Annotated in this window: 23 protein-coding genes and 2 pseudogenes; 14 read left to right on the top strand and 11 right to left on the bottom strand. The window is 31.4% G+C overall.

Annotated features, from left to right (window positions below; all coding sequences use genetic code 11):
• Positions 1–99: 99 nt before the first annotated feature.
• Positions 100–1,026, bottom strand: a complete 927-nt coding sequence (locus IGL48_RS08165; protein WP_229236170.1) for a glutamate--tRNA ligase — start codon at positions 1,024–1,026, stop codon at positions 100–102.
• 297 nt (positions 1,027–1,323) lie between these two features.
• Here IGL48_RS08165 and IGL48_RS08160 point away from each other — a divergent pair, with 297 nt between their 5' ends.
• From IGL48_RS08160 to IGL48_RS08150, 3 genes are all read left to right on the top strand, one after another.
• The gene (locus tag IGL48_RS08160; RefSeq protein ID WP_010824764.1) at positions 1,324–1,482 is read left to right on the top strand and encodes a hypothetical protein; all 159 of its coding nucleotides are present in this window, start codon (positions 1,324–1,326) and stop codon (positions 1,480–1,482) included.
• The gene (locus tag IGL48_RS08155) at positions 1,440–1,778 is read left to right on the top strand and encodes a hypothetical protein (protein WP_010824763.1); all 339 of its coding nucleotides are present in this window, start codon (positions 1,440–1,442) and stop codon (positions 1,776–1,778) included. Before IGL48_RS08160 ends, IGL48_RS08155 begins: the two co-directional genes overlap by 43 nt.
• 158 nt (positions 1,779–1,936) lie before the next feature.
• Complete coding sequence (locus tag IGL48_RS08150; protein ID WP_010824762.1) at positions 1,937–2,350, top strand: hypothetical protein; 414 nt, start codon at positions 1,937–1,939, stop codon at positions 2,348–2,350.
• A 55-nt stretch (positions 2,351–2,405) separates the two neighbouring features.
• Here the strand turns inward: IGL48_RS08150 and IGL48_RS08145 are convergent, their stop codons facing one another.
• On the bottom strand, positions 2,406–2,948 hold the full coding sequence (locus IGL48_RS08145) for a hypothetical protein (RefSeq protein WP_010824761.1): 543 nt from the start codon (positions 2,946–2,948) through the stop codon (positions 2,406–2,408).
• Between the two features lie 461 nt (positions 2,949–3,409).
• Between IGL48_RS08145 and IGL48_RS08140 the strand changes: the two genes are divergently transcribed.
• Genes IGL48_RS08140 through IGL48_RS08130 form a run of 3 tightly spaced genes read left to right on the top strand, consistent with a single transcriptional unit; the run spans position 3,410 to position 4,043 of the window.
• Positions 3,410–3,568: a hypothetical protein gene (locus IGL48_RS08140; protein ID WP_010824760.1), complete on the top strand. Its 159-nt coding sequence runs from the start codon at positions 3,410–3,412 to the stop codon at positions 3,566–3,568.
• A 51-nt stretch (positions 3,569–3,619) separates the two neighbouring features.
• Positions 3,620–3,835, top strand: a complete 216-nt coding sequence (locus IGL48_RS08135; protein ID WP_010824759.1) for a sigma factor-like helix-turn-helix DNA-binding protein — start codon at positions 3,620–3,622, stop codon at positions 3,833–3,835.
• On the top strand, positions 3,825–4,043 hold the full coding sequence (locus IGL48_RS08130; RefSeq protein WP_010824758.1) for a helix-turn-helix domain-containing protein: 219 nt from the start codon (positions 3,825–3,827) through the stop codon (positions 4,041–4,043). The genes IGL48_RS08135 and IGL48_RS08130 overlap by 11 nt, the downstream gene beginning before the upstream one ends.
• 77 nt (positions 4,044–4,120) lie before the next feature.
• On the opposite strand, the gene IGL48_RS08125 is transcribed toward IGL48_RS08130, so the two are convergent.
• A complete protein-coding gene (locus IGL48_RS08125; RefSeq protein WP_010824757.1) occupies positions 4,121–4,426 on the bottom strand; it encodes a winged helix-turn-helix transcriptional regulator in 306 nt (101 codons plus the stop codon).
• A gap of 101 nt (positions 4,427–4,527) precedes the next feature.
• On the opposite strand from IGL48_RS08125, the gene IGL48_RS08120 reads away from it, so the two are divergent.
• A complete protein-coding gene (locus IGL48_RS08120; protein WP_010824756.1) occupies positions 4,528–5,139 on the top strand; it encodes a nitroreductase family protein in 612 nt (203 codons plus the stop codon).
• A gap of 1,302 nt (positions 5,140–6,441) precedes the next feature.
• Here the strand turns inward: IGL48_RS08120 and IGL48_RS08115 are convergent.
• The 6 genes from IGL48_RS08115 to IGL48_RS08090 form a co-directional block, all read right to left on the bottom strand.
• Positions 6,442–7,236 (bottom strand): inositol monophosphatase family protein, encoded by a 795-nt coding sequence (locus IGL48_RS08115; RefSeq protein ID WP_010824755.1) that lies wholly within the window; start codon positions 7,234–7,236, stop codon positions 6,442–6,444.
• Positions 7,236–8,054, bottom strand: coding sequence for a PTS system mannose/fructose/sorbose family transporter subunit IID (locus IGL48_RS08110; protein WP_010824754.1), 819 nt, complete (start codon positions 8,052–8,054; stop codon positions 7,236–7,238). The genes IGL48_RS08115 and IGL48_RS08110 overlap by 1 nt, the downstream gene beginning before the upstream one ends.
• Positions 8,051–8,845: a PTS mannose/fructose/sorbose/N-acetylgalactosamine transporter subunit IIC gene (locus IGL48_RS08105; RefSeq protein WP_010824753.1), complete on the bottom strand. Its 795-nt coding sequence runs from the start codon at positions 8,843–8,845 to the stop codon at positions 8,051–8,053. The genes IGL48_RS08110 and IGL48_RS08105 overlap by 4 nt, the downstream gene beginning before the upstream one ends.
• Before the next feature lie 5 nt (positions 8,846–8,850).
• On the bottom strand, positions 8,851–9,327 hold the full coding sequence (locus IGL48_RS08100) for a PTS system mannose/fructose/N-acetylgalactosamine-transporter subunit IIB (protein ID WP_010824752.1): 477 nt from the start codon (positions 9,325–9,327) through the stop codon (positions 8,851–8,853).
• A 1-nt stretch (position 9,328) separates the two neighbouring features.
• Positions 9,329–9,736, bottom strand: a complete 408-nt coding sequence (locus IGL48_RS08095) for a PTS sugar transporter subunit IIA (RefSeq protein WP_010824751.1) — start codon at positions 9,734–9,736, stop codon at positions 9,329–9,331.
• Between the two features lie 1,321 nt (positions 9,737–11,057).
• Positions 11,058–11,963: a polysaccharide deacetylase family protein gene (locus tag IGL48_RS08090; RefSeq protein ID WP_010824750.1), complete on the bottom strand. Its 906-nt coding sequence runs from the start codon at positions 11,961–11,963 to the stop codon at positions 11,058–11,060.
• A gap of 223 nt (positions 11,964–12,186) precedes the next feature.
• Here IGL48_RS08090 and yqeK point away from each other — a divergent pair, with 223 nt between their 5' ends.
• From yqeK to IGL48_RS08055, 7 genes and pseudogenes are all read left to right on the top strand, one after another.
• The gene (gene yqeK / locus IGL48_RS08085; protein WP_010775916.1) at positions 12,187–12,765 is read left to right on the top strand and encodes a bis(5'-nucleosyl)-tetraphosphatase (symmetrical) YqeK; all 579 of its coding nucleotides are present in this window, start codon (positions 12,187–12,189) and stop codon (positions 12,763–12,765) included.
• Between the two features lie 90 nt (positions 12,766–12,855).
• Positions 12,856–12,963 (top strand): annotated as a pseudogene (locus IGL48_RS08080) (DUF4767 domain-containing protein); the annotation flags it as partial.
• Between the two features lie 231 nt (positions 12,964–13,194).
• Positions 13,195–13,438, top strand: a pseudogene (locus IGL48_RS08075) (hypothetical protein).
• A 685-nt stretch (positions 13,439–14,123) separates the two neighbouring features.
• Positions 14,124–14,822, top strand: coding sequence for a hypothetical protein (locus tag IGL48_RS08070; RefSeq protein ID WP_002374582.1), 699 nt, complete (start codon positions 14,124–14,126; stop codon positions 14,820–14,822).
• 117 nt (positions 14,823–14,939) lie between these two features.
• Positions 14,940–15,596: a hypothetical protein gene (locus tag IGL48_RS08065; RefSeq protein ID WP_010824748.1), complete on the top strand. Its 657-nt coding sequence runs from the start codon at positions 14,940–14,942 to the stop codon at positions 15,594–15,596.
• Between the two features lie 22 nt (positions 15,597–15,618).
• Complete coding sequence (locus tag IGL48_RS08060; protein ID WP_010777726.1) at positions 15,619–17,409, top strand: C47 family peptidase; 1,791 nt, start codon at positions 15,619–15,621, stop codon at positions 17,407–17,409.
• A gap of 430 nt (positions 17,410–17,839) precedes the next feature.
• Positions 17,840–18,592, top strand: a complete 753-nt coding sequence (locus tag IGL48_RS08055; protein WP_010717028.1) for a DeoR/GlpR family DNA-binding transcription regulator — start codon at positions 17,840–17,842, stop codon at positions 18,590–18,592.
• A gap of 40 nt (positions 18,593–18,632) precedes the next feature.
• Here the strand turns inward: IGL48_RS08055 and IGL48_RS08050 are convergent, their stop codons facing one another.
• Both IGL48_RS08050 and IGL48_RS08045 read right to left on the bottom strand, forming a co-directional pair.
• Positions 18,633–20,036, bottom strand: a complete 1,404-nt coding sequence (locus tag IGL48_RS08050; protein WP_048949350.1) for a PTS galactitol transporter subunit IIC — start codon at positions 20,034–20,036, stop codon at positions 18,633–18,635.
• A gap of 94 nt (positions 20,037–20,130) precedes the next feature.
• Positions 20,131–20,433 (bottom strand): PTS fructose transporter subunit IIB, encoded by a 303-nt coding sequence (locus IGL48_RS08045; RefSeq protein WP_002357185.1) that lies wholly within the window; start codon positions 20,431–20,433, stop codon positions 20,131–20,133.

Here is a 20,433-nt window from a genome sequence, read left to right as displayed (position 1 = left end):
CTGAAAAAATATAAGCAATGATAAATAGAAAGCTTTGGTTACTGGTCAAAGTTTCCATTTAACATTGCTTATCTAAATTAATTCGTAAATAATTATTTGTTATTGATTTAACGACTTTAAGGCGTTAGCGATCATAATTTCAACATTTTTCTTTGGCATAATGGCTAACAGTTCAGTTATTTGTGGAGCAGATTTATTATCTGTAAAAACAACATTTAATGGCATATAGAGATTTCGTCCACTTTGGCCAGTTTCTTTTTGTATAGCCAATAGAATGGAGTCATAGTCAATTGGTTCAACAGCATTTTGGATTTCTTTTTGCATAACTAATAAAATTTTATGGACATTATTTTTATCAAATTCTGCTAAGTCTGCATAGGAAAAGTTGTGTCTATCTGAATTTTTAATAAAATAAATTTTTTCCATAAAAGTCATTAGTGTTTTTGCTTCAGCACGGTAAAGTTGAATCACTTTTTTTATAAAATCTAGATTCTCTTGCATTTTTAGCTCTTTTAATTTTAATGCTGTATCTGTTTCAGCTGCATTTATTAAAGTTACTATTCGATTGGCTAATTCAGCAATTGGAATTTTTTTAATGTATTCACTATTAATCCAGTCTAATTTTTTTTGATCAAAATAAGCAGGGGAAGCAGACATTCGATGAATATCAAAAGCTTCAATTAGCTCATCTCTAGTAAACAACTCTTTTTCGCCAATAGGGGACCAGCCTAAAAAAGCAATGAAATTTACTAATGCTTCGTTTAAATAACCAAATTTTCTGTATTGACTAATAAACTGTAAGGTATTTTTGTCACGCTTGCTTAATTTTTTGTGGGTTTCTAAACTGTAAATTAATGTAATGTGACCAAATAGTGGTTGAGGGATACCTAATGCTTCATAAACAGCAAGTTGTTTCGGCGTATTGGCGATGTGATCATCGCCACGTAGTACATGACTGATTTTCATTAAGTAGTCGTCAATTACGACTGCAAAATTATAGGTTGCCATCCCGTTACTTTTTTCAATAATAAAGTCTCCACCAATATTATCAGAGTTAAAAGAAACAGTACCTGTTCCTAATCACTAGATATCAAGGAATAGAATTTTATGGAAATCGGTGGAGTTATTAAGAAAAATTATGGTGGTCACAACAGAAAAAATTGAACGTGAGAGTTGATAAATTTATCGCAACGCATTAGTCATCGAGAGGTTATTTTAGCAAGAATATATTTGGTGATGACAGCAAAGTCATAGCTGATACTAACTAAATAAACACAGGTAGGCACCAATTATAAACAAAAAAAGAGAAAAGAGGAGAGTAAAATGGCCACACGTAAAAATCTAGGAGATCCTTGGGTTTTAGAGGTCCAACAATGGTTAAATAAAACATTTGGAAGCAATCCAAACTATGGTAGTGTAGCAGAAACAGGACAAACAGGGTGGGGGATACAGTCTATGGAATCATTCGAGCAATTCAGTTAGAGCTGAAAGTTACAGATACACCAGTAAATAATTTTGGAGCTGGAACTGCAGCTGCTCGGGATAATCAAGTAACTCCTAACTTAGCTATCGGTTATAAAAATGGAAATATTGTAAAGTTAATTGATGCAGGATTTCGTTGTAAAGGAATGGGTTCTGGAAAATTTGATGATACTTATTCAAAAGAAAATGTATCAGCTTTAACTGAAATAAAAAAAGCTGCTGGATTTAGCAAACCAGATAGTAAATTCAATCCGATGTGGGCCCGTGCATTATTTGATATGAGTGCCTGGCGGTGATGGACGAACAAGACAAATGCAACAAGATTTAAATAATAAATATTACCAATGAACAGGGATTTTACCATGTGATGGGATTCATCAGCGTGCAACGAATACAGCCTTGATTTATGGAGTGCAAGTTGAAGAAGGACTAGGGGATATCGCTAACGTCGTGTTTGGTCCTATCACTCAACAAGACTACAGAGAAATTTGAAGACAGTGTTTCCAGATTAACAAGCGCCATTGAAACAGGAGATGCTGGATTTAGTGGTGGTTATAAGGATGGCGTCATTTCTGGTTCGATTACCTTTAATATGACAAAAAATACAGTGGACGGTACAGAAATTACAACGTCTGTAAAATATAATCTTGAGATTGACTTGGGCAAAATTGGTAAACCATTCCAAGATGTGCTTGATTGGATTCAAAATACAGTAGTAAGTAGTGTCTTTGGATGGTTTTTATTTGTATCATTCATAATAGTTTGTGCGGGTGCTGTGATGTATGCAGGAGCTGCATTAACAAGTCATGAAATTATTACACTAATAGTTTCGGCAGTAACTTTCTTAGCTAGTTCAATTAAATTTTAGTCTGAAATGATACAAAGACAGAGAGGTTCATTACCCCCTCTGTTTTTTGTATCATTTAGAAAAAATAATGTATTACAAAAAGCAATCCACATACAAGTAACGAAATACCAAATTTTTTACAAACATTTAATATTTTTTCTTTTTCTCCTTTGTTAATTTGAATCACACCAAGCTCGTTTTTAGGTTGTCTTTTCAAATATTGGCAGAGTATTTTATCTTTATTGATATCCATTTTCAAATTAAATAAAACTAAGATACTGAGAATAATGCTTGCGATTCCTATATAAAGCGAAACAAGTCTTTTATTTTCTAGTTTATTCTGATTAATAAACTGTATTAAATTTGGAAAGACTAATCCTAAAAATAAATTAATTACTAAAAATAAACAGAGAGTAACTTTTTTTTGAATCTTAAATATTGGATTTTCACTTTCTAAATAGTTTTGTATCTTTTTGTTATAAATTTTCAATTGTTGTAGAGTTAATGTTGGTCGATACTTTTTATTTAACAATAACAATTGTACTAGATACTTCAAAGTAAAAACGATTGAGATAGCTATGAGTATGTAATAAAAAAATAGCATGGTGTCATGAAACATAGTAATCACTCCTTAATAATTTTCAATTCAAAGACAGAGGATATTGAAAACATTATTTGTTAAATAAATAGTCTATCTATAATAACCATATTCCTAGTATATATAGCAACCGGCTACACTTTGTAATCTGTTGATAGATTTTTTATTGTCTAGTTTGAATGATATTTAGTTCACTTTCTGAATCGTTTTTTAGATATCAATGGGGTAGTAGTGTTTTTTGTCTACCTATGTGACGATTAAAGCTTCTTTTTGATAAATTTAAAAAAAATAAATTGACTATCAATTTCAGAAATAAAAATGAGAAATATAATTTAGTAGACAGTTAGTTTTTTCAGTTTAGATTTTAAATAAAAGTAACACTTATACGTTTTTTTCATATCTTTAACGAGTTTTCTTGAAAATAGTTCTTTCCGGTTGTTGTAGATATGAAAAAACATATTTGTAATACAGGAGGAATAAAAATGAATAATTCACTAAAAAAACTTATTCATTGTACATTTGATAGCTATTGTTGCACGGTTATTAGAAACGAAGTCAGAAACATTCAAAAGCAATATAAAAGATTTCGAGAGCGGCAATTTCTCTTAAATGAGTTAACGGAACGAGAATTTGAGGAATAATCTTATATAGATTTAAACATAGAAAATAGTGAAGTATTTTTTACTTGTGGAATGAAGATTTTAGTAGCCACTCCTGAATTGGCAGAAGCTATCAATAAATTGCCTGAGGAACTAAAACGTATCATTCTTTTATTTTATTATGCTGGTTACAATGATCGAGAAATAGGTGAACCGATTGGTTTAAGTGCGGGGAGTATCTGGTATCAACGCCAGAAAGCTGTCAAACAGTTGAAATACACTTTGGAGAAAATTCAAGATGAAAAATAATCAGTTTATGTATGCTACTTGTACAATAAGTAGGTTTTATTTCAATGTCCAAAGTTTTAAAACACTATCAAGATTATATCTGCCGATTCTCTTTACTAATGTTTATGAAGAAGGAAGAACAACAACGATTCAAGTAGATGAATTTATGAAACGACGTTTAGAAACAAAGTTGATGGAAGCCGTGTTGAAGTATAAGGTTTTAGATTGAGAAGCGAATAAAGGATCAGAAAGTATTACGTCATCGTGCTTTCTGATCCTTTAAGCAAAAAATTAAGTTCGTAAAAATTACAGGTTTGATTTTCCCCAGTCGTTTAGAAAAAGTAGAGATGGGACAAGTTCTTTTCCTTTGTCTGTCAAAGCATAGTCAACTTTAGGTGGAATTTCATGATAGTCGGTTCTTTTAACCAAATGAACATCCACTAACGTTTCTAAGCACCGTGTTAGCATTACATTGGTTATACCATCAACTTCTCGTTTTAAGTGATTAAATCGAATAGAAGGATGTTGGGAAAGCACCCACAATATTTTTAACTTCCATTTTCCTCCCAAAATATCCATGACTTTAGATACACCACATTCATTATTATTCATTCGATTTCCTCCAATTTTACAGTAACAAAAAAGTGCGTACTTTTCTTTTTGATATCTACTATTATAATAGAGATATATTAATAGAAAAGAGATGTTTCCTAATGAATCACTTAGAATTTTTGAATGCACGATCCTCTGTTAGAGACTTTGATCCGAAGAACATTATTAAGAAGCCTGTTATTGAAGAAATGGTAAGAAATGCCGCAAATGCACCATCAAGCAATAATTTTCAACCCTGGAAAGTGGTTGCTGTTGCCAACAAAGAAAAGCAGAAAAAGTTAATGGCATTTGCTGGAGGACAAAAACAAGTGGAGGATGCATCTGTCGTATACATTCTCTTTGGAGATTTGAGTTTGTATAATATTGAAAAAATTATGCAGTTTAATTTAAATAAGGGAATTTTAAATGCCAAAGACATGGAAAGTAAAGCTAATCGAGTTCAAGCTTATTTAGATTTACACCCTGAAGATGCTGGAATTGAGGGGCTAAAATTCGATCTAGGATTATTTTCAATGAATCTAATGCATGTTGTCCGTACGTTTGGTTATGAGTCAGTACCCATGAGAGGAGTAGATTTTGGGAAAGTGAAAGAATACTTACATGTTCCAGAAAACTATAAAGCGATGTTGATGTTACCTGTTGGGAAGGCGATAAAGTCCGGTTATCCACATGTTCGTTATGAGTTAGAAGATTTTTTTCAAATAGTTAGGTGATAGGTTTATTTATACATAGAAATGTATAGGAATGTTTCAAAAAAGTATTTAATAATTTTATTAACTATCAAAAAACATATATTACTAATTAAATATGCTGTTTTAAGTATGTTATAAGAAATTTGAAAAGGAAACTAAAACTTTTTAGTATATATGTAGTATGGAAGGTACTGTTAACAACTGAATTACGATATATGATAATTACCCAAGTCCAAAAGAATTAAGGAATACGATATAATAACAGAAGAAAATTTGAATAATGAGAGGCTGTGACAGACGTGCTTAGCTTAGAGAAGCAAGAAAAGTATCAAAAAGTTATTTTTTGATACTTTTACTTTATAAATAAAAATAATTAGTAGCAAAAATATGGCAGTTTGTGAATAATTTATGTGGGGAAATGTATATAAGGCTTACATTATTGGATTTATTTTATATGAAAATCTATTTCAATCTTAGATAAAATTAGGAAATGATTTCACTGGTGCAACAGTATTTTCGGCATTTAACAAAAATATTCGAATAAACACATAAAAAAGTGGAAACATTAATCAGTATGAAGACAAAATATGTCAAAGTTTCGAGCACTTAAATACTTATTTCTCACTGAAGATAGGGTGGTTGATCAATTACTAGGTTTTCAATATTTCTGTATCAGATGGAACTTTTTTACGAATTGGCTGAAACTTTTCTAGACAAAGAGCCCTACTTACTTTTTATCTTGTTGAAAGAACTCACAGAAATATTAGATGGCTAATTTTACGAGAAACTTCAAACTCTTTTGATCTAAGAAAAAGGTATTGAAAATACACTGAAAAAATTTTTTTATAAAAATAATAATATATCCTACGGATTTAATTTATTTGAGAAGAAGAGAATTAGAGCCAGTTTAATCAATCAAAAATAATCAAAGTAAAATAGAAAAAATCTGTGACAGAGTATGATTTTTTTTATTTTACTTTGTTTTTTAACTCATCAGCCCTTATCAACAAAGAATAGTTTTGCTATAGGAGATATATTTAGATAATAAGTGGCAATTCAAGTTAGGCAGAATCATTCAATAAAATTATTAAAAACTGAGATATTTTTAGAAAATTTTAGCTTTTTAAAAGAGTAAATATATTCAAATTTATATTGAAGTTAATATTATTTATTGAGTATTAAAAATTAATGGAAAGAGGGAGGCTTAAACTTGTCTCTTATATACCATTGATTACTAAGGATATGCTTATTGAGTTGTAAAATAATTAAGGTTTATGGAGTCTCACTTAATATATAATTTTTATACTTTTGTTATGAAACATCCTAAGTTTTAAATAGATGCATGGTTGCAAATTCTTTATATAAATTTGGACCACAAGCAATTATGTCTTTTTCTGTTGCTGTTAATAAGCTATAGTCAGTTCCATCTAGTTCTTTAAATAAAATATTTGCTTCATCAGCAAATATTTTACCAGCAGCAATATCCCAGAATTTCATATGTCCCTTGCCCAACATAATATCTATATTTCCGAGAGCAAGTTCTACAAATCCTAATGATGCACAAGGCATATACCCTAGATGTCGACAATTATTTATTACATCCCTAACATTATATTCATTTGAATATATATAATTAAAGCGACAATAAAAAGTGGAATCTTTCAATTTTTTGTCTTGTCTAGGAGCTACTTTAATACCATTTATAAAGATTCCTTCTCCTTGTAATACAGAGTACAAAATATCGTTAGCCACATCATAAATGAATCCTAGTATGCCTATGCCATTTCTGTACAACCCAACTGATATTGCAAAATCTTTTCTTTTGTACACCAAATTAGACGTACCGTCTATAGGGTCTATTCCCCATACATAGCCCGACCAATCCACAGCAGTATCTCCATAACCTTCTTCGCTTATGATTGTATGACTTGGAAACATTTTCTTAATCTTTTCTACTAAAAATAATTCTACCATTCTATCTATATTTGTTACAAAATCATGTTCATTTTTTTTTGTATCTATATCAAGAGGGTTTTCTAATAAAGATTTTATCAATTTTCCAGCTTCCAATACATAGTGTTGCGTATGAAAATAAATTTCATATGATTCTGATTTCATTATTTAATAATCCCTCCCATAGATAAGAGTGTACCAATAATTAATAGTCCAATAATTAAAGGAACAACAAATTTTCCATTGTTTTTCCTCAAAAATTTATAGCAAAAAAAGGTTAATAATACAGGAAGAAGGTTAGGAAGTATTCTATCTAACATTTCTTGGATATTTAATACATTATCTTTACCTAGCGTAAACTCAATCCCGCTCTCCAATTTAACATTGTTAACAATAAGAGCTGCGACAGTAATGGTTCCCATAGCATTTGCTGCAGTAGATATTCTAGAGATCAACTTTTTGCTATTTTTTCCTTCAAGTATAGAAACTCCTTTTTTATAACCAAAGGTTAAACCATAATACTTAAGAGGCATCCAGACTACGTTAATGAGTATTAACATCAATATAGGACCTAACAAACTACCATTCATTGCCAAACTTGCCCCAATACTGCCACATATTGCAAGCCAAGTGTAACTTAGAATGCTATCCCCCAAACCAGCTAAAGGTCCCATTAAACTAACTTTTGTGGTTGTTACTATCTCTTTTTCAGTTTCATCAGTTGTTTCCTCTAATGCCATTGAAGTACCTAGTAATAAAAACTGAGCAACATGATGAGTTACCATATATTCAAGATGTCTCTGCATAGCAAGGGATATCTCTGACTCTGGTCTATCTTTATATTTTTTTCGTAAAAAAGGTAACATAGAATATAAGTAACCTAGATTACCTCCCCGTTCTGCATTACCAGACACTCCGAGTAATTGGGCTCGCCAAAACATTTTTTTTAAATCTTTATCTGTCATTAGATCTTTATTGTTCATAAATCATACTCCTCATCTATTTGGATGGATTTATTTATATTATCTTTTGATGAATTATTATTTTTTGATGTTATTAAAATATCATAAAAATAAGCAATTGCTATTCCCAATATTGCTACAGCAATTATAGGAAGTTTGAGATACGCTGCGAGTACATAGCCAATTAGTAAGAACACCCAAGATGTTTTGTCTATTAGCATTCTCAGTAACATAGCGAAACCAACAGCAGCAACCATTTTTGAGGCAATTGATACTCCAGTTAAAACAGTTTCTGGTATAAAGGATAAAATAGAATCAATAACAGGTACACCTAGATATACAACAATAAATATAGGAATGATGCGAGTTGAGGCTGTTATAATTCCACCGATCCATTGAAGTCTATTAATTTTATTTGAATACAGTTCTGCTTTTTCAGCAATATTATCTGCTCTATGAGCTAAACCTATATTAACTGTTTGAGCAATAATATTTAATTGCTGAACTAAAAGTGCAGAGGGCATGGCAACAGCTATACCAGTAGCTAAACCACCACCAGATAGTACTCCCATAGAAACGCCAATGATTGAACCAGCGATAATATCTGGAGGAGTATAAATGCCTACATTATTTGTACCTAACCACATTAACTCCAAAGTTGCAGCAATAATAATACCGTTTGAAATATCTCCAGTGATAATTGCTGCACCAGCGCCAGCTAACAAAGGTTTTTGAAAACCAAAATGCCAAGCTTTCCCATCAAACATACAAAAACCGCCCCAGAGGGCCAGTAAGATTGCTTTTATTAACATAGTAATTACTCCTTATTATTAATTAATGTAATTAGATCATTTTTTTCATCTCTAGGAACTGTTTGAACAATTAAATTAACATTTTTTAAATCAATAAATGCTTGTTTCTCTAAGTTTGAAATATGAACTGCTTTAGAGATTCTCGTTCTTTCTTCAGAGGCCCTCATACCACCAATATAGACAGTATCAATTTCTATCCCAGAATCGATTATTTTTTTTAGGTCAAATGGATTAGTTAAGAGGAGCAACGTTTTTCGGGTGATATTTGTTTTATTCATGACTTCTAGAAATTTATTTACTCCAAATATGTGTATTTTAATACCAGTAGGCGCAGCAATGAGGGCCATATTTTTTTTCAATTCATTATTAGCAACTTCATCATCTACTATTAAAACTTGTTCGATATCATAGTCCTTTAACCAAGTTGTAGCAACTTGTCCGTGAATAAGACGATCATCAATTCTAACTAATTCAAATAACATATTATAATCTCTCCTTAATAAATTTGTTTAAATTAACCAAATAGTACTCCCAATTCTCAGATAAATAACTTTCTACTTGGTCAAAATTTGATAAATTTTGTGTTGAAATGTCTAGTAATAAAGGTAAATTAAATCCAGAAAAAAGCTGTATATTGTATCCTTCCAAAATTAATTGAATGACTGCATTAGATGGTGTTCCTCCTTGAATATCCGAGAATACTAAAAATCTTTCTTTGTTGGATAGATCTAAAGTAGTCTTAATTTTCTCTTTTAGTTCCTCTATTCCTTCTCCGTAATCTAAACCTAAAGATTTCCAGTTGTCATTAATTCCTGCAATCATATTTAATGTGTTTAAAGCAGCTTTAGAAAATTCTCCATGTGAAACTAATAATACGAGCATATTCTCCATTAATTGTTTGCCTCCTTTTTATCCAAACGTGTATATACATGTTGTGGTTATAGTATACTCTTGAAAGGAAACGTTTGCAAAACTGATTTTAGTCATAAGTAATGAAGTTAATTGAAGTTCTAGTAGTAATTTAGTGTTTTTGTCAAGGCGTTTACTTAGATGATTTGTAGGGATATTATTCTGAATCTAAAAGGTATTGAGTCAGTGATGAAACAATTATAGAATGAAAAAAATGTTAGAAAAAGAAGTGTACCAATAACAATTTTAGCAGTTGATTTTTATGTAATGTCTGGAAAAGTGAAATATGGCATCGTTAGTTATAATGAAATTATGGATATCGTTAAGAAAGAGGTTGTAGGTTACGATAATATAAACGGAATAGGAATTTCGGAATAATTAAATGATTTCCCTGTATGAGCTGGAGATATCGTTGAATTAACTCATAGAGAGTCAGAGAAACATGTTAAACGATATAAAGCTTATTCAAATAGCTAAAAATACGTATTACTACAAAATTATGGAAAAGCGATTGGGAGAGGGTTGATGATCCTTATTCAGATAAGTTTAATCACAAAGAACACTACTATAAAAGAAAGGGATACTTTGCCACCAGAAGATAAGAAAGGAATCCAGTAGGTTTTGCGAAATTCGTTATAACAGGAGCTGTAAATACAAGTAAGATTTAAACTTATGTGTATGTATGGAACAGTCCTGAAGACAGCTACTATCTTATTTTAAAGAAGCTGAAGTATTTGGTACTAGAAAATAAACCAATAGGAAACATATACAAAGCCACTGTTCCAAAGTAGAATTCTATTAATGATATATAAGAGTAAACAACTTTGGATATGAATTAATAACATAAAAAGTACTTAACTCATTTAAAATAATTAATTTTAGTAAGGTATTCTTATTTTTATATAAAAAATGTAGATATCAATCAATTTGATTAACATCTGTATTTCTTTATTAGGCATTACATAATCTAGGTAAGGATAAATTCCTTGTTGGTTATTAAAGGCCATGTGCGAGTAATCTCGTGTATTTAAATGTTGTATCATCCGAATTGGGCATTTCAACAGCTAGTAAATATAAGCAATGAGCGAAATCAGATGCTTTTTTAGCGAAATTGCGTTTTTAATTTATAGTAATAATCCACCAAATAATTTGGCCTACAGTTTTTCATCTAATCATGTTCAATAGAGGGTAAAATCATCTGTTGATGCATTTGCTCTCTATTTTTAGTATTTTTGTGTGTAATTAAGTAGAAAATCAACATTGACTAAGACCAGAAATACTTCCTTTAGTGCTCCGAGTTGCTCTAATATAAGACACCAAATTGATAACCATTTGCTTGATAAAACTCTATTAATTGTGGCAATGCTTGTTTTGTTAATTCCTTATCTACTGAATCATGCATTAAGACTACTCTAATATTATAATCCGGATAAACCTCAAGTGAATGTTGATGGAAAGCGAGCATTTCTGCGACTGTAGTAGGCTGTCTGTCTAACGGCTCCGCATCTCCAACCATCGCATTCCAGTCAATCCAATGGATGCCAAGTTGTTTGAATAATTCATCAGATTTTTCTGTACCTCCCCATGACATATGACCTCCTGGGTATCGCCAGAGAGTTGTTTGAAATGTTTCGCCCAATATTTTTTTAAGAGAGTTCTCCATGTCCGCTATTTCCGCTTGTATTTCTTCAGTGTTGACAATCCCGTTTGGATATAACGTTGCATAATCATGAGTTGAACTATGAAAGCCTATTGAATGTCCTTCTGCAACTTCGCGTGTCACTATCTTTTGATTTTCGGAAGTTAGGGTATTTCCTACAAGAAAAAAAGTTGCGTGGACGTTATACTTTTTTAATGCATCTAGGACTTGTGGGGTTATTTGATTATTAACGCCATCATCAAAGGTTAAGAATACTAATTTTTCACCTTTGTAAGGTTCTTCTCCAGTTATATATTTTCTGATTTTGTCTGCTGAGTAAGCATATTTTTTTGATGAAATAGTCATGTGTGTTGATTCCTTTTCTAACTTGGTCGGGGAATCTTTTTTTGCAGTTGAATTTTTAGTCGATGTCTGCGTAGTATCATCATTTTTACTTGTTATCTTGGGTTGAGTTAATAGGAACGTTTGAATGAAAACAAGAACAATGAGGATTAACGCACTAAATAATACATACCCGTTTATTTTGAATTTTCTTTTCTTATGTCGCATACTTTCACTCCTCTTTGGTTAATGAAAAAGTTAAAAAATACATCTCCACGTTATACAAAATTGAAAGTCCTATTAGTTATAGACGAATTTGAGGACCAAAAAGTTTCAATTTTTTCAATTTAGTTAGTTGTTTATTTAATAAAAAATAAAAGGTTGCTAGAGGATGAAAGGAGTATAATTTATTTATCTAGAAGAGTAATCGGAATGAGAAAGGGCTGTGGAAATGGATCATCAACAGGTGTTGAAAAATGAAATTAAACAATATTTAGTGAGTAAAAACTGTGAGAAGACGTATTATCATTGTATGGAAGTTGGAGAGTATGCCTATCAACTCGGTGAAAAATATTTAACTAGTCCAGAAAAAGTAAGTATTGCAGGATATTTACACGATATCTCTGCGGTTTATCCAAATAATCAGAGAATTAATGTCGCACAAAAATATGGGATTGAATTAAACGAAGCAGAAATGGCCTTTCCAATGATAATTCATCAAAAAATTTCTAAGTCTATTGCGAAAATGGATTTTGGTATTGAAGACAATGAAATTTTATCAGCGATTGAATGCCATACAACATTGAAGAAAAACTATTCGGACATAGATTTAGTTTTGTTTGTCGCTGATAAAATAAAGTGGGATCAAGAAGGTAAACCACCATACTTAGATGGTTTATTACAAGCTTTAAACTGTTCTTTAGAAAATGCCGCATATTTCTATATCGATTATATTTTGAAACACGATATTAAAGTCGTGCATCCTTGGTTATGGGATGCTTACAATCAACTTAATTTGATAATTAAATAACAAATAAACATAGCCGTTTTTAGTCGAGTTTTGCTGGTGAGAAAAGTGGAAAAGTAGTACAGTATTCTTGTCAGAAAGAAGGGATTCCCAATGAAAAAAATAATCTTGATAGGTCTTTTATTGAGTATTTTATCAGGATGTTCTTCCAACAAAAGTGGTGATAGCACTGCAAGCAAATCAAGCAAGCCGACAGCAACTTGAATAAGACAAAAGCTAGTTGTGTATTATTCAACTAAAAATAAAGGGGTCAAAAACTTAAACGTTTTGACCTCTTTGGTTTGTATTGATGTACTTGTTGAATTCAATAGTTTTGAAAAATTTGTGTTCAGAATAAATATTTTCCTATGTAATTGCAACTTATGATGTACCAGTAGGATGAAAAAAATAGTGGTTGATGTCCATCAATAAAAAGGGAAGGAAAAGGTTTGTATGCAAATTTATGCTCATGAAAGAGGAAATTCTTATAGATGTACCTATTTTATAAGTTTTCATGAAGAAGAATTAGTAATAGCGTTGGTATGGGAAGATATTTTTTTTTACTTATAACAAGGAAGAGATAGAAAGTAGAATAAACAAGGTGATGGATTTGGGAACTTCAGTAAAACTAGCTCTTTATCAATTCATAGAAAAAACAAATTATTTGCTGTATCTATCTTACAAGGAATTACACTAAAATTATGCACAAAAAAAGCAATCGACCACTGATTGTTTTTATTTTATTTACCAGATAAATAGCCAGCCGTTTTCAGACGACTGGCCAAAGAGATAAATTTGTAAAGAAGTGATTTTTGCTTCATATAACCATTCTATACCATTTAATGATTTAACAAATAATTATTTTATTAAAAGAGATTAAAAAAATAGAAAACACAGGATACTTCGTTGACGGTCAAAATTTTAGAGACCAGAATACTTTTAAAATAACTATTTGTTTTGTTTGTATTTTATGTATTCATAGAATGTTAAAAATAAACAGACACTGAAGAATAATGTTAAAACTAACTTAGAAACTACACTATTAACTTGATATATTTGTAACAAGAACACAAAAGATACTATCAAATTACTCAACGATTTTGATTTAGAATACTTTTTCTTTTTAATTTCGTACAAAATTGAAAAGAAAAGCCAACCTATAAGTACTAAAATTAGGATAGGTTGTTCCCAGGCTCTGGAATAACCAAATTTGATGAAGAAAAATAATAATGTGAAAATTAGAATAACCGTATAAATTAAATAGTTTTTGTATGATATCAGATTCATGATTATCCTCCTAATATTTGTTGTTTACACAATTCTAATACAGGTGTGCAATAATGTAAAGGCTTACAAAAAATATTTTATAGAGGAGAGTTAATATGAAAAAGTTTTTTTTGTGTTCTATTGTTGCAATTAGTTTAATGGGTGGGATTGGTGTGCCAAGTGTGGCTATGGCAGCAAGTAATGAAGAAATGAATATGGTTGAGCAAAGCAAAGAGGAAGAAGTAGCTACAAGAGAATTTTTAGCAATGCAAGATCAGATTACTTCGGTTTTACAGATTGAAGATGGTCATTATGTTTACAACAAAGATGATGTAAGAAACATTGTTTATAGTTTTGATTTTGATAAACTTAATCAGCAATTAGATTTAAATTACACTAAAGAAACATTTTACAATATTGCTATAGAGTCAATCGATCAGACTAAGTTTAAAGAGAATAAGTTCACTACTTACAATACAAACCCTTATAATAAAAATGATTTTCAAGAAGGATGGAATTACTATCGTAGTTGGCAAGATCATAACACTGCAAAAACCTCTATAAAAAATATGTATGATGCTGCTGATGTATTAACAGCAGGAGCTGGTATAGGGGGAATAGTAGGAATATTTTCTTCAGGACCATTAGCGCCTTTTGTTGGTATTATGGCTGGTGTTTCTGGTTTAACAGCATTGTATTTCCAAAATATGGCTAGAAACACTGAATATAAAAATAATTATTCAGGGATTGTTCTTGAAGTGAATAAATTTACGGCTGTATATGATGTATGGTCTCAAAGTGAATATAAAGGTTAACCAGAATTTTAAAAGATTTTTTCCTGCAATATTTTAAGAGAGTATTCTTAATATTGCAGGTATTTTTGCAAAAATATTGGTAAGTAACAAATCAATGAAGATGAGGAGTGTTAATCTTTGAAAAAGAAAAAAGTTTCTTTCTTTAAATTATATATGTTAATTGTTTCACTAACTTTATTTTTGGGCTGTGGAAGCCAAGTTTTTGCTGCTTCAGCACCTCAAATGAAGAGCTTAGAAGGATTCAATTCTCTTGAAAAATATGACGATTTGCAAGGAACTGAGCATGCTTTTGCGAAGGTTCTTAATTACAAAACGAAGCGAACAGGTATTACTGCTAAATCTATTTTAAAATATGTCTATCCTACAAGAAGGGATAAAGAACTAGAAAATTCTTCAGCGTCTATAAAAGATTGCATGAGATATGCAGAATCTTTGGGAGTTACTATGCAATGGAATGATGAGACTACAATTAAATATGACAATATTAAACAACAAATTGACAGTTTAAATCCCGTTCTTTTGTGCTTTAAACCAGATAAATTCGATTGGATGGAGCCTTATTTACTTACAGTTGCATATGGATATGTATACGTTGAAGGAGATGGTCAAGTGAACAAAAACTTTATGATGGCTAGTATTTGGAATTCCAAATATATAACGCCAACCACAATTAATGTGAATAGTAATGTGAATAATTTACGTGTAACTGATTTTTCAACAAATGGGAATCCCCAAAAAGATTATTCATACATTGGATCTATTACACTAAATTAAACATTTCAAGGAGTGAATTTAATTGAGAGCAAAAAAAATTTTTGGTGGTATGATTTTATTTGTATTGAGTATGTTAGTAGGAATTCCAGCATTTGCAGCAGAATCTAATACTTCTTCTTTGTACATTCAAACAGAGGCAGTGAATCAAGAACTGACAGCGCAAGCACAAAAAAATTGGAAATTTTATTTCGAAAATTTGTCAATAATGGAAAACACAGATTCTTTGAATGTAGATGAATTCTATTTAGGACAGCCATTTTTGCTTACAAATGAAGTAATCTATGAAGATGCGTTCTTTCCTATTATTAACAAACAAACAGGAACTATTGCAAATCTTTTAGAGATTTCAATGATAAATAGCAAACCGTCAATAACAATATCAAGTCAATTTGTAGAGCAATTAAATAATTTGACAACTACATCAGAAGGTTCATGTTTTTCATTGAAAGTAGATAATGACACACAACAACTAGTTATTGAAAAACAAGCTTACAATGATCAGTCAGTAAATATTATGCAAACAGCAAAAGAATCTACTAGACAGAAGCGCTCTGTACCAGATGATATTGTACCAGAGTACACTAGAAAAGTTATACCAAACTGGATGATTACTGAAACTCAAACATATGCTCCCTGGTGTACACGGTATGCTCTGACAGCAATGATGAACACTGTGGAAGGAAATGAAATTTCTAATGCAAAAGATTTATTAAAAAAAGAATATCCTAATGCTACAGAAGAGCAACTACTGAATACTGATTATGTCACTGGAGGAACTATGTCAGAAGTCATTAAGGTGATGCAAAGAGAATATGGTTATACATTAGACATGGCTATAAAACCTTTAGATAGAAATGGTGTGAAGGAACAAATCGATAAAAATGCACCAATTTATGTTTCTTTAAAACCCACATACGAAGGCTCGGATTATAAAGGGCATGCAATTGTGTTGATGGGGTACATCGTTCCAAGTAACCCTTCAGCTGAATCATATTATTATTTTTGGAATCCTTGGTGGAATAAAGTAATGTTAACGAATCAACAAGATATTAGTCATTGGAATTTAAATTCGTACGTATATAATTGGGCATTCTCGGGAATTAATTTACGTAAAGAACCCTTAAAAGTTTCTGAAAATCCAGTGACGGTTACTGAGGTAAGTAAAACAATGATGGTTAATAACCAGTCTGGAACAATTAAAACTTTACCAACAGGACGTATTGGATCAGAATACATTAATTCTTCTGGAAAATTTGCTGGATGGGTCGTAACGGCTACTCAAGAAACTGGAACAAATTTGTATTGTAATGAATTAAAAGGATGGGTTGAAAAAAGTGCATTGACAGAAGTAATTTCAATGAGTATTCCTACAAAAATCGTTAATTCAGGCTTTTCTATTGATTATATTCCATGGCAATCAGGTATTCAGCACATAGGATACACAAAAGACCATATAAATCAGTCTGTAACCATAATTGCTCGTAATGGTTCATATTACTTCGTGCCAGATTTAGGTTGGATAGATAAGAAAGCGTTTAGTGTAAGCACACAAAGTCAAGTAGATGCTATAAAGAACAGCAATACTGTTACTAATACAAAATGGACTATTAAAAATACAGAAAATCATTTAACTGTTTTGAACAATGGAAAATCAATAGACACTTTGCCTTGGGGGAAAAAAGGATTCAATAACTTAAGTAATGTCAATAATCATGCTAGTCAATATATTCACATCACGCAGGATGCAGGTTCGTATGTGTATAGTCCAGACTTAAGGGGCTGGGTAGATAAAAAAGGATTAAATTTTAAATGATATTTATTTTAGAAAATAAATTTACAAAAAAGTACCAGCATGGTATGGAACTGACCCAATAAACTAAGACAAAATAAAAAAGCACCTCTTGTTGAATTTACGGTAAAATGAATTTAACTAGGAGGTGCTTTTTCAATGGGAAATCGAGTTTCTTATCCGATTCACATCAAAGAAATGGCTATACAGGCGAAAAAAGAGAATATTCCTGTAAAAATAATTATGGGAAATTTTTATGCTAGATCTCTATTTGACTAGGCTCAAATAGATCTAAATCAATCGTTGGAGTGATATCTGTTTATATAAAGATAGGCTAAATTGTCATTTTTTTACGAATCGTCGTTCATGTTAAAATAAATGGAGAAATGTTTTAGTATTCATAGTAAGTATTTTATCGTAGAATAAAAGATATACTAACAATGGAGCGATGAAAATGCTAAAAGAAGAAAGATTAAATGCGATAGTCTCTCTAGTAGATCAAAAAGGGGCAATCAAAGTTACTGAAATTATGGAACGATTAAATGTTTCGGATATGACTGTTCGTAGAGATTTGACAGAATTAGAAGCAACGGGGCGTTTAAAACGAGTACATGGAGGAGCTAGCAGTTTAAATACATATCGTCCACATGAATTGTCTCATGCTGATAAACAAATTATTAATAGTGTTGAAAAAAAAGAAATTGTCCAAAAAGCATTAAGTTTAATTCACGAAGAAGAAACTATCTTCCTAGGACCAGGAACAACTATTGAACTTTTGGCCGAGGCAATGGAATTTAAACATTTAAGAGTAGTAACAAACTGTTTGCCTGTGTTTGAAACGTTAAGTAAAAAAAAGAATGCGTTGACCATTTATTTGGTTGGTGGAGAAATGCGACTTTTAACTAAATCTTTTTTTGGTGAAATCGCTAATAAAGCATTAGAAGAAATGCATTTCCATAAAGCATTTTTTAGTTGTAATGCGTTAAAAGATAATAAAATTATGACAGCCACTATTGAAGAAGGACAAACACAAGCTATTGCATTAGATAACTCAATAGAAAAATATTTGTTAATGGATACTTCTAAAGTAGAGAAACAGGATTTTTATTCTTTTTATCAATTAGAAGAAGTGACAGCGGTAGTTACAAATAAAGATAAATTTGACACATCTAAAGTATTGGAAAAAGTTGTCAGGGTGATCTACTAAAAAGAAGAGGTGCATCTGCACCTCTTCTTTTTAGTTCCCCTTATTGAGCTTTTTGAGCGTAAATAATATTTCGCTTCTTCATTTGTTTTGCATACCAAATGAAAATCAGTAGATAGGCGACTAGCGCCAGACATGCGTATAAAATAAATTCTAGTTGACCTTGTGATGCATTGCCGACTAAGTATCCTAAGAATTTTTCCATTGGCCCTTCCATGGTAGTATGTGAAATTAAAGTATTATTATTTAGACCCGCTGGGAAAGCACCAACTTTTTTTGCGGTTTCGGTAACGAACGGTGCAATTAGGGTACCAGACCATAAGAACAAAGGTAATTCGATTGCTCCAATGATAATCATTCGGATGAGTTTACCTCTTGTTACTACTAGTAGAGCAGGGGTTACACCCATTGCAATAATTCCGCCAAGTGGTAAAAGTTTGTTGCCAGGTAGGACAATGGCTTCTAATAGCATAATTGGAGCCAATACGTTAGCTGCTGCCCAGATTTCAGCACGACCAGCTAAGAAAGGCCAATCTAAACCAATATTAAGTGTACGCCCTTTTAATTTATTCGAAGCAAAATCAGTGATACCTTGTGATAAAGGCTCAACTGCAGCGATAAACCAAGTTCCAATTAAAGAGAATAGTTCCAAACAGACTGCAGCCGTAAAGGATAGAGAAAAAATTTGCGTGGGTGTTTGGCCAGCTAAAAGACCCACAAAAATCCCTAAGTAAATCCCGATGGCAAATTTTGATCCCCAAAAGCCAATTTTACTATTCAATTTGGCAGCGTCAAAATCGTATTTATCTAACCAAGGGAAAAGCTTATCAAAAATTTTATCAAAAACCATAATGATTGGGTTCATCATATAGTTCATATGCGTGGTAGTCATAGGATTGGTATCTGGGGCGTTAAGTAAATCGTTAAACGTTGGTTTCATTAAGTCAGAATTGATAATTTTTAAAACACCTATGAAAATAACTAAGATTGTTGCAATTATTAAGTTTGCGCCACAAAAAATAGCAAATAAACCAACAATCGATAGATGCCAAATGTCGAAAATATCCACATCTAATGTGTTTGTTTTATTTAGAATTAACATAATGACATTGACAATCACCATAATTAAAAGAAAGTAAAGGGTGTAAGGAGATCCCCAAGTGATGGTGGCTAAAGGTGCCCAACCAACATCAGTAACATTTAAAGAAATTCCTGTACGTTCTACGAAAGAGGCCATTGCATCTGAGAAAGCAGTAGTTAAAATTCCTATAATAGCACTGATACCAGTTAAAGCAATTCCTAGTTTAAGACCACCTTCTAATGCGCGAGTGGGTTTTACCTTAAAACAAAGGGCAATCAGTGTTAAAACAATAGTCATTAAAGGAGCAGCACCTAAATCAATTAAAGGTTTAAAAATTGTATTTGCTAGGTCAATAATCGTATTCATTTATTTTCTCCTTCATAAGCTAAGATAACAAAATTTTTATCTTAGTTTTGTTATTGTTGACAGTGAAGCGTAAGTAATTAGTCTGAAAAGGAAATCATTTGTTTAAAGAGTGAATGATACTTTCCATTTGTTGATAAACAGGTTCAGCCATTGCTGGAATTCGATAAAGAATTGCGCCTGCATCAACTACAGGAATCGTGATTGGGAAACCCAAATCTGTTTTGGCGATTTGGGCGAAAATATCATAGTGGGATAGCATCTCTTGATTGATATCTTTAATCATTACGGCATCGCAAGAAACTTGGTAGCCTCTTTTAGATAATTCTGTTTCTAATGCAGATTTGATTTGATGGCTAGAGTTTACCCCAGCCCCACATGCAGCTAAAATTTTAATCAT

This window comes from Enterococcus sp. DIV1090, from assembly GCF_050537975.1.
GTDB lineage: Bacteria > Bacillota > Bacilli > Lactobacillales > Enterococcaceae > Enterococcus > Enterococcus faecalis.
The sequence above is the reverse complement of the archived record's forward strand: the minus strand, read 5'-3'. Positions and strand labels throughout refer to the sequence as shown.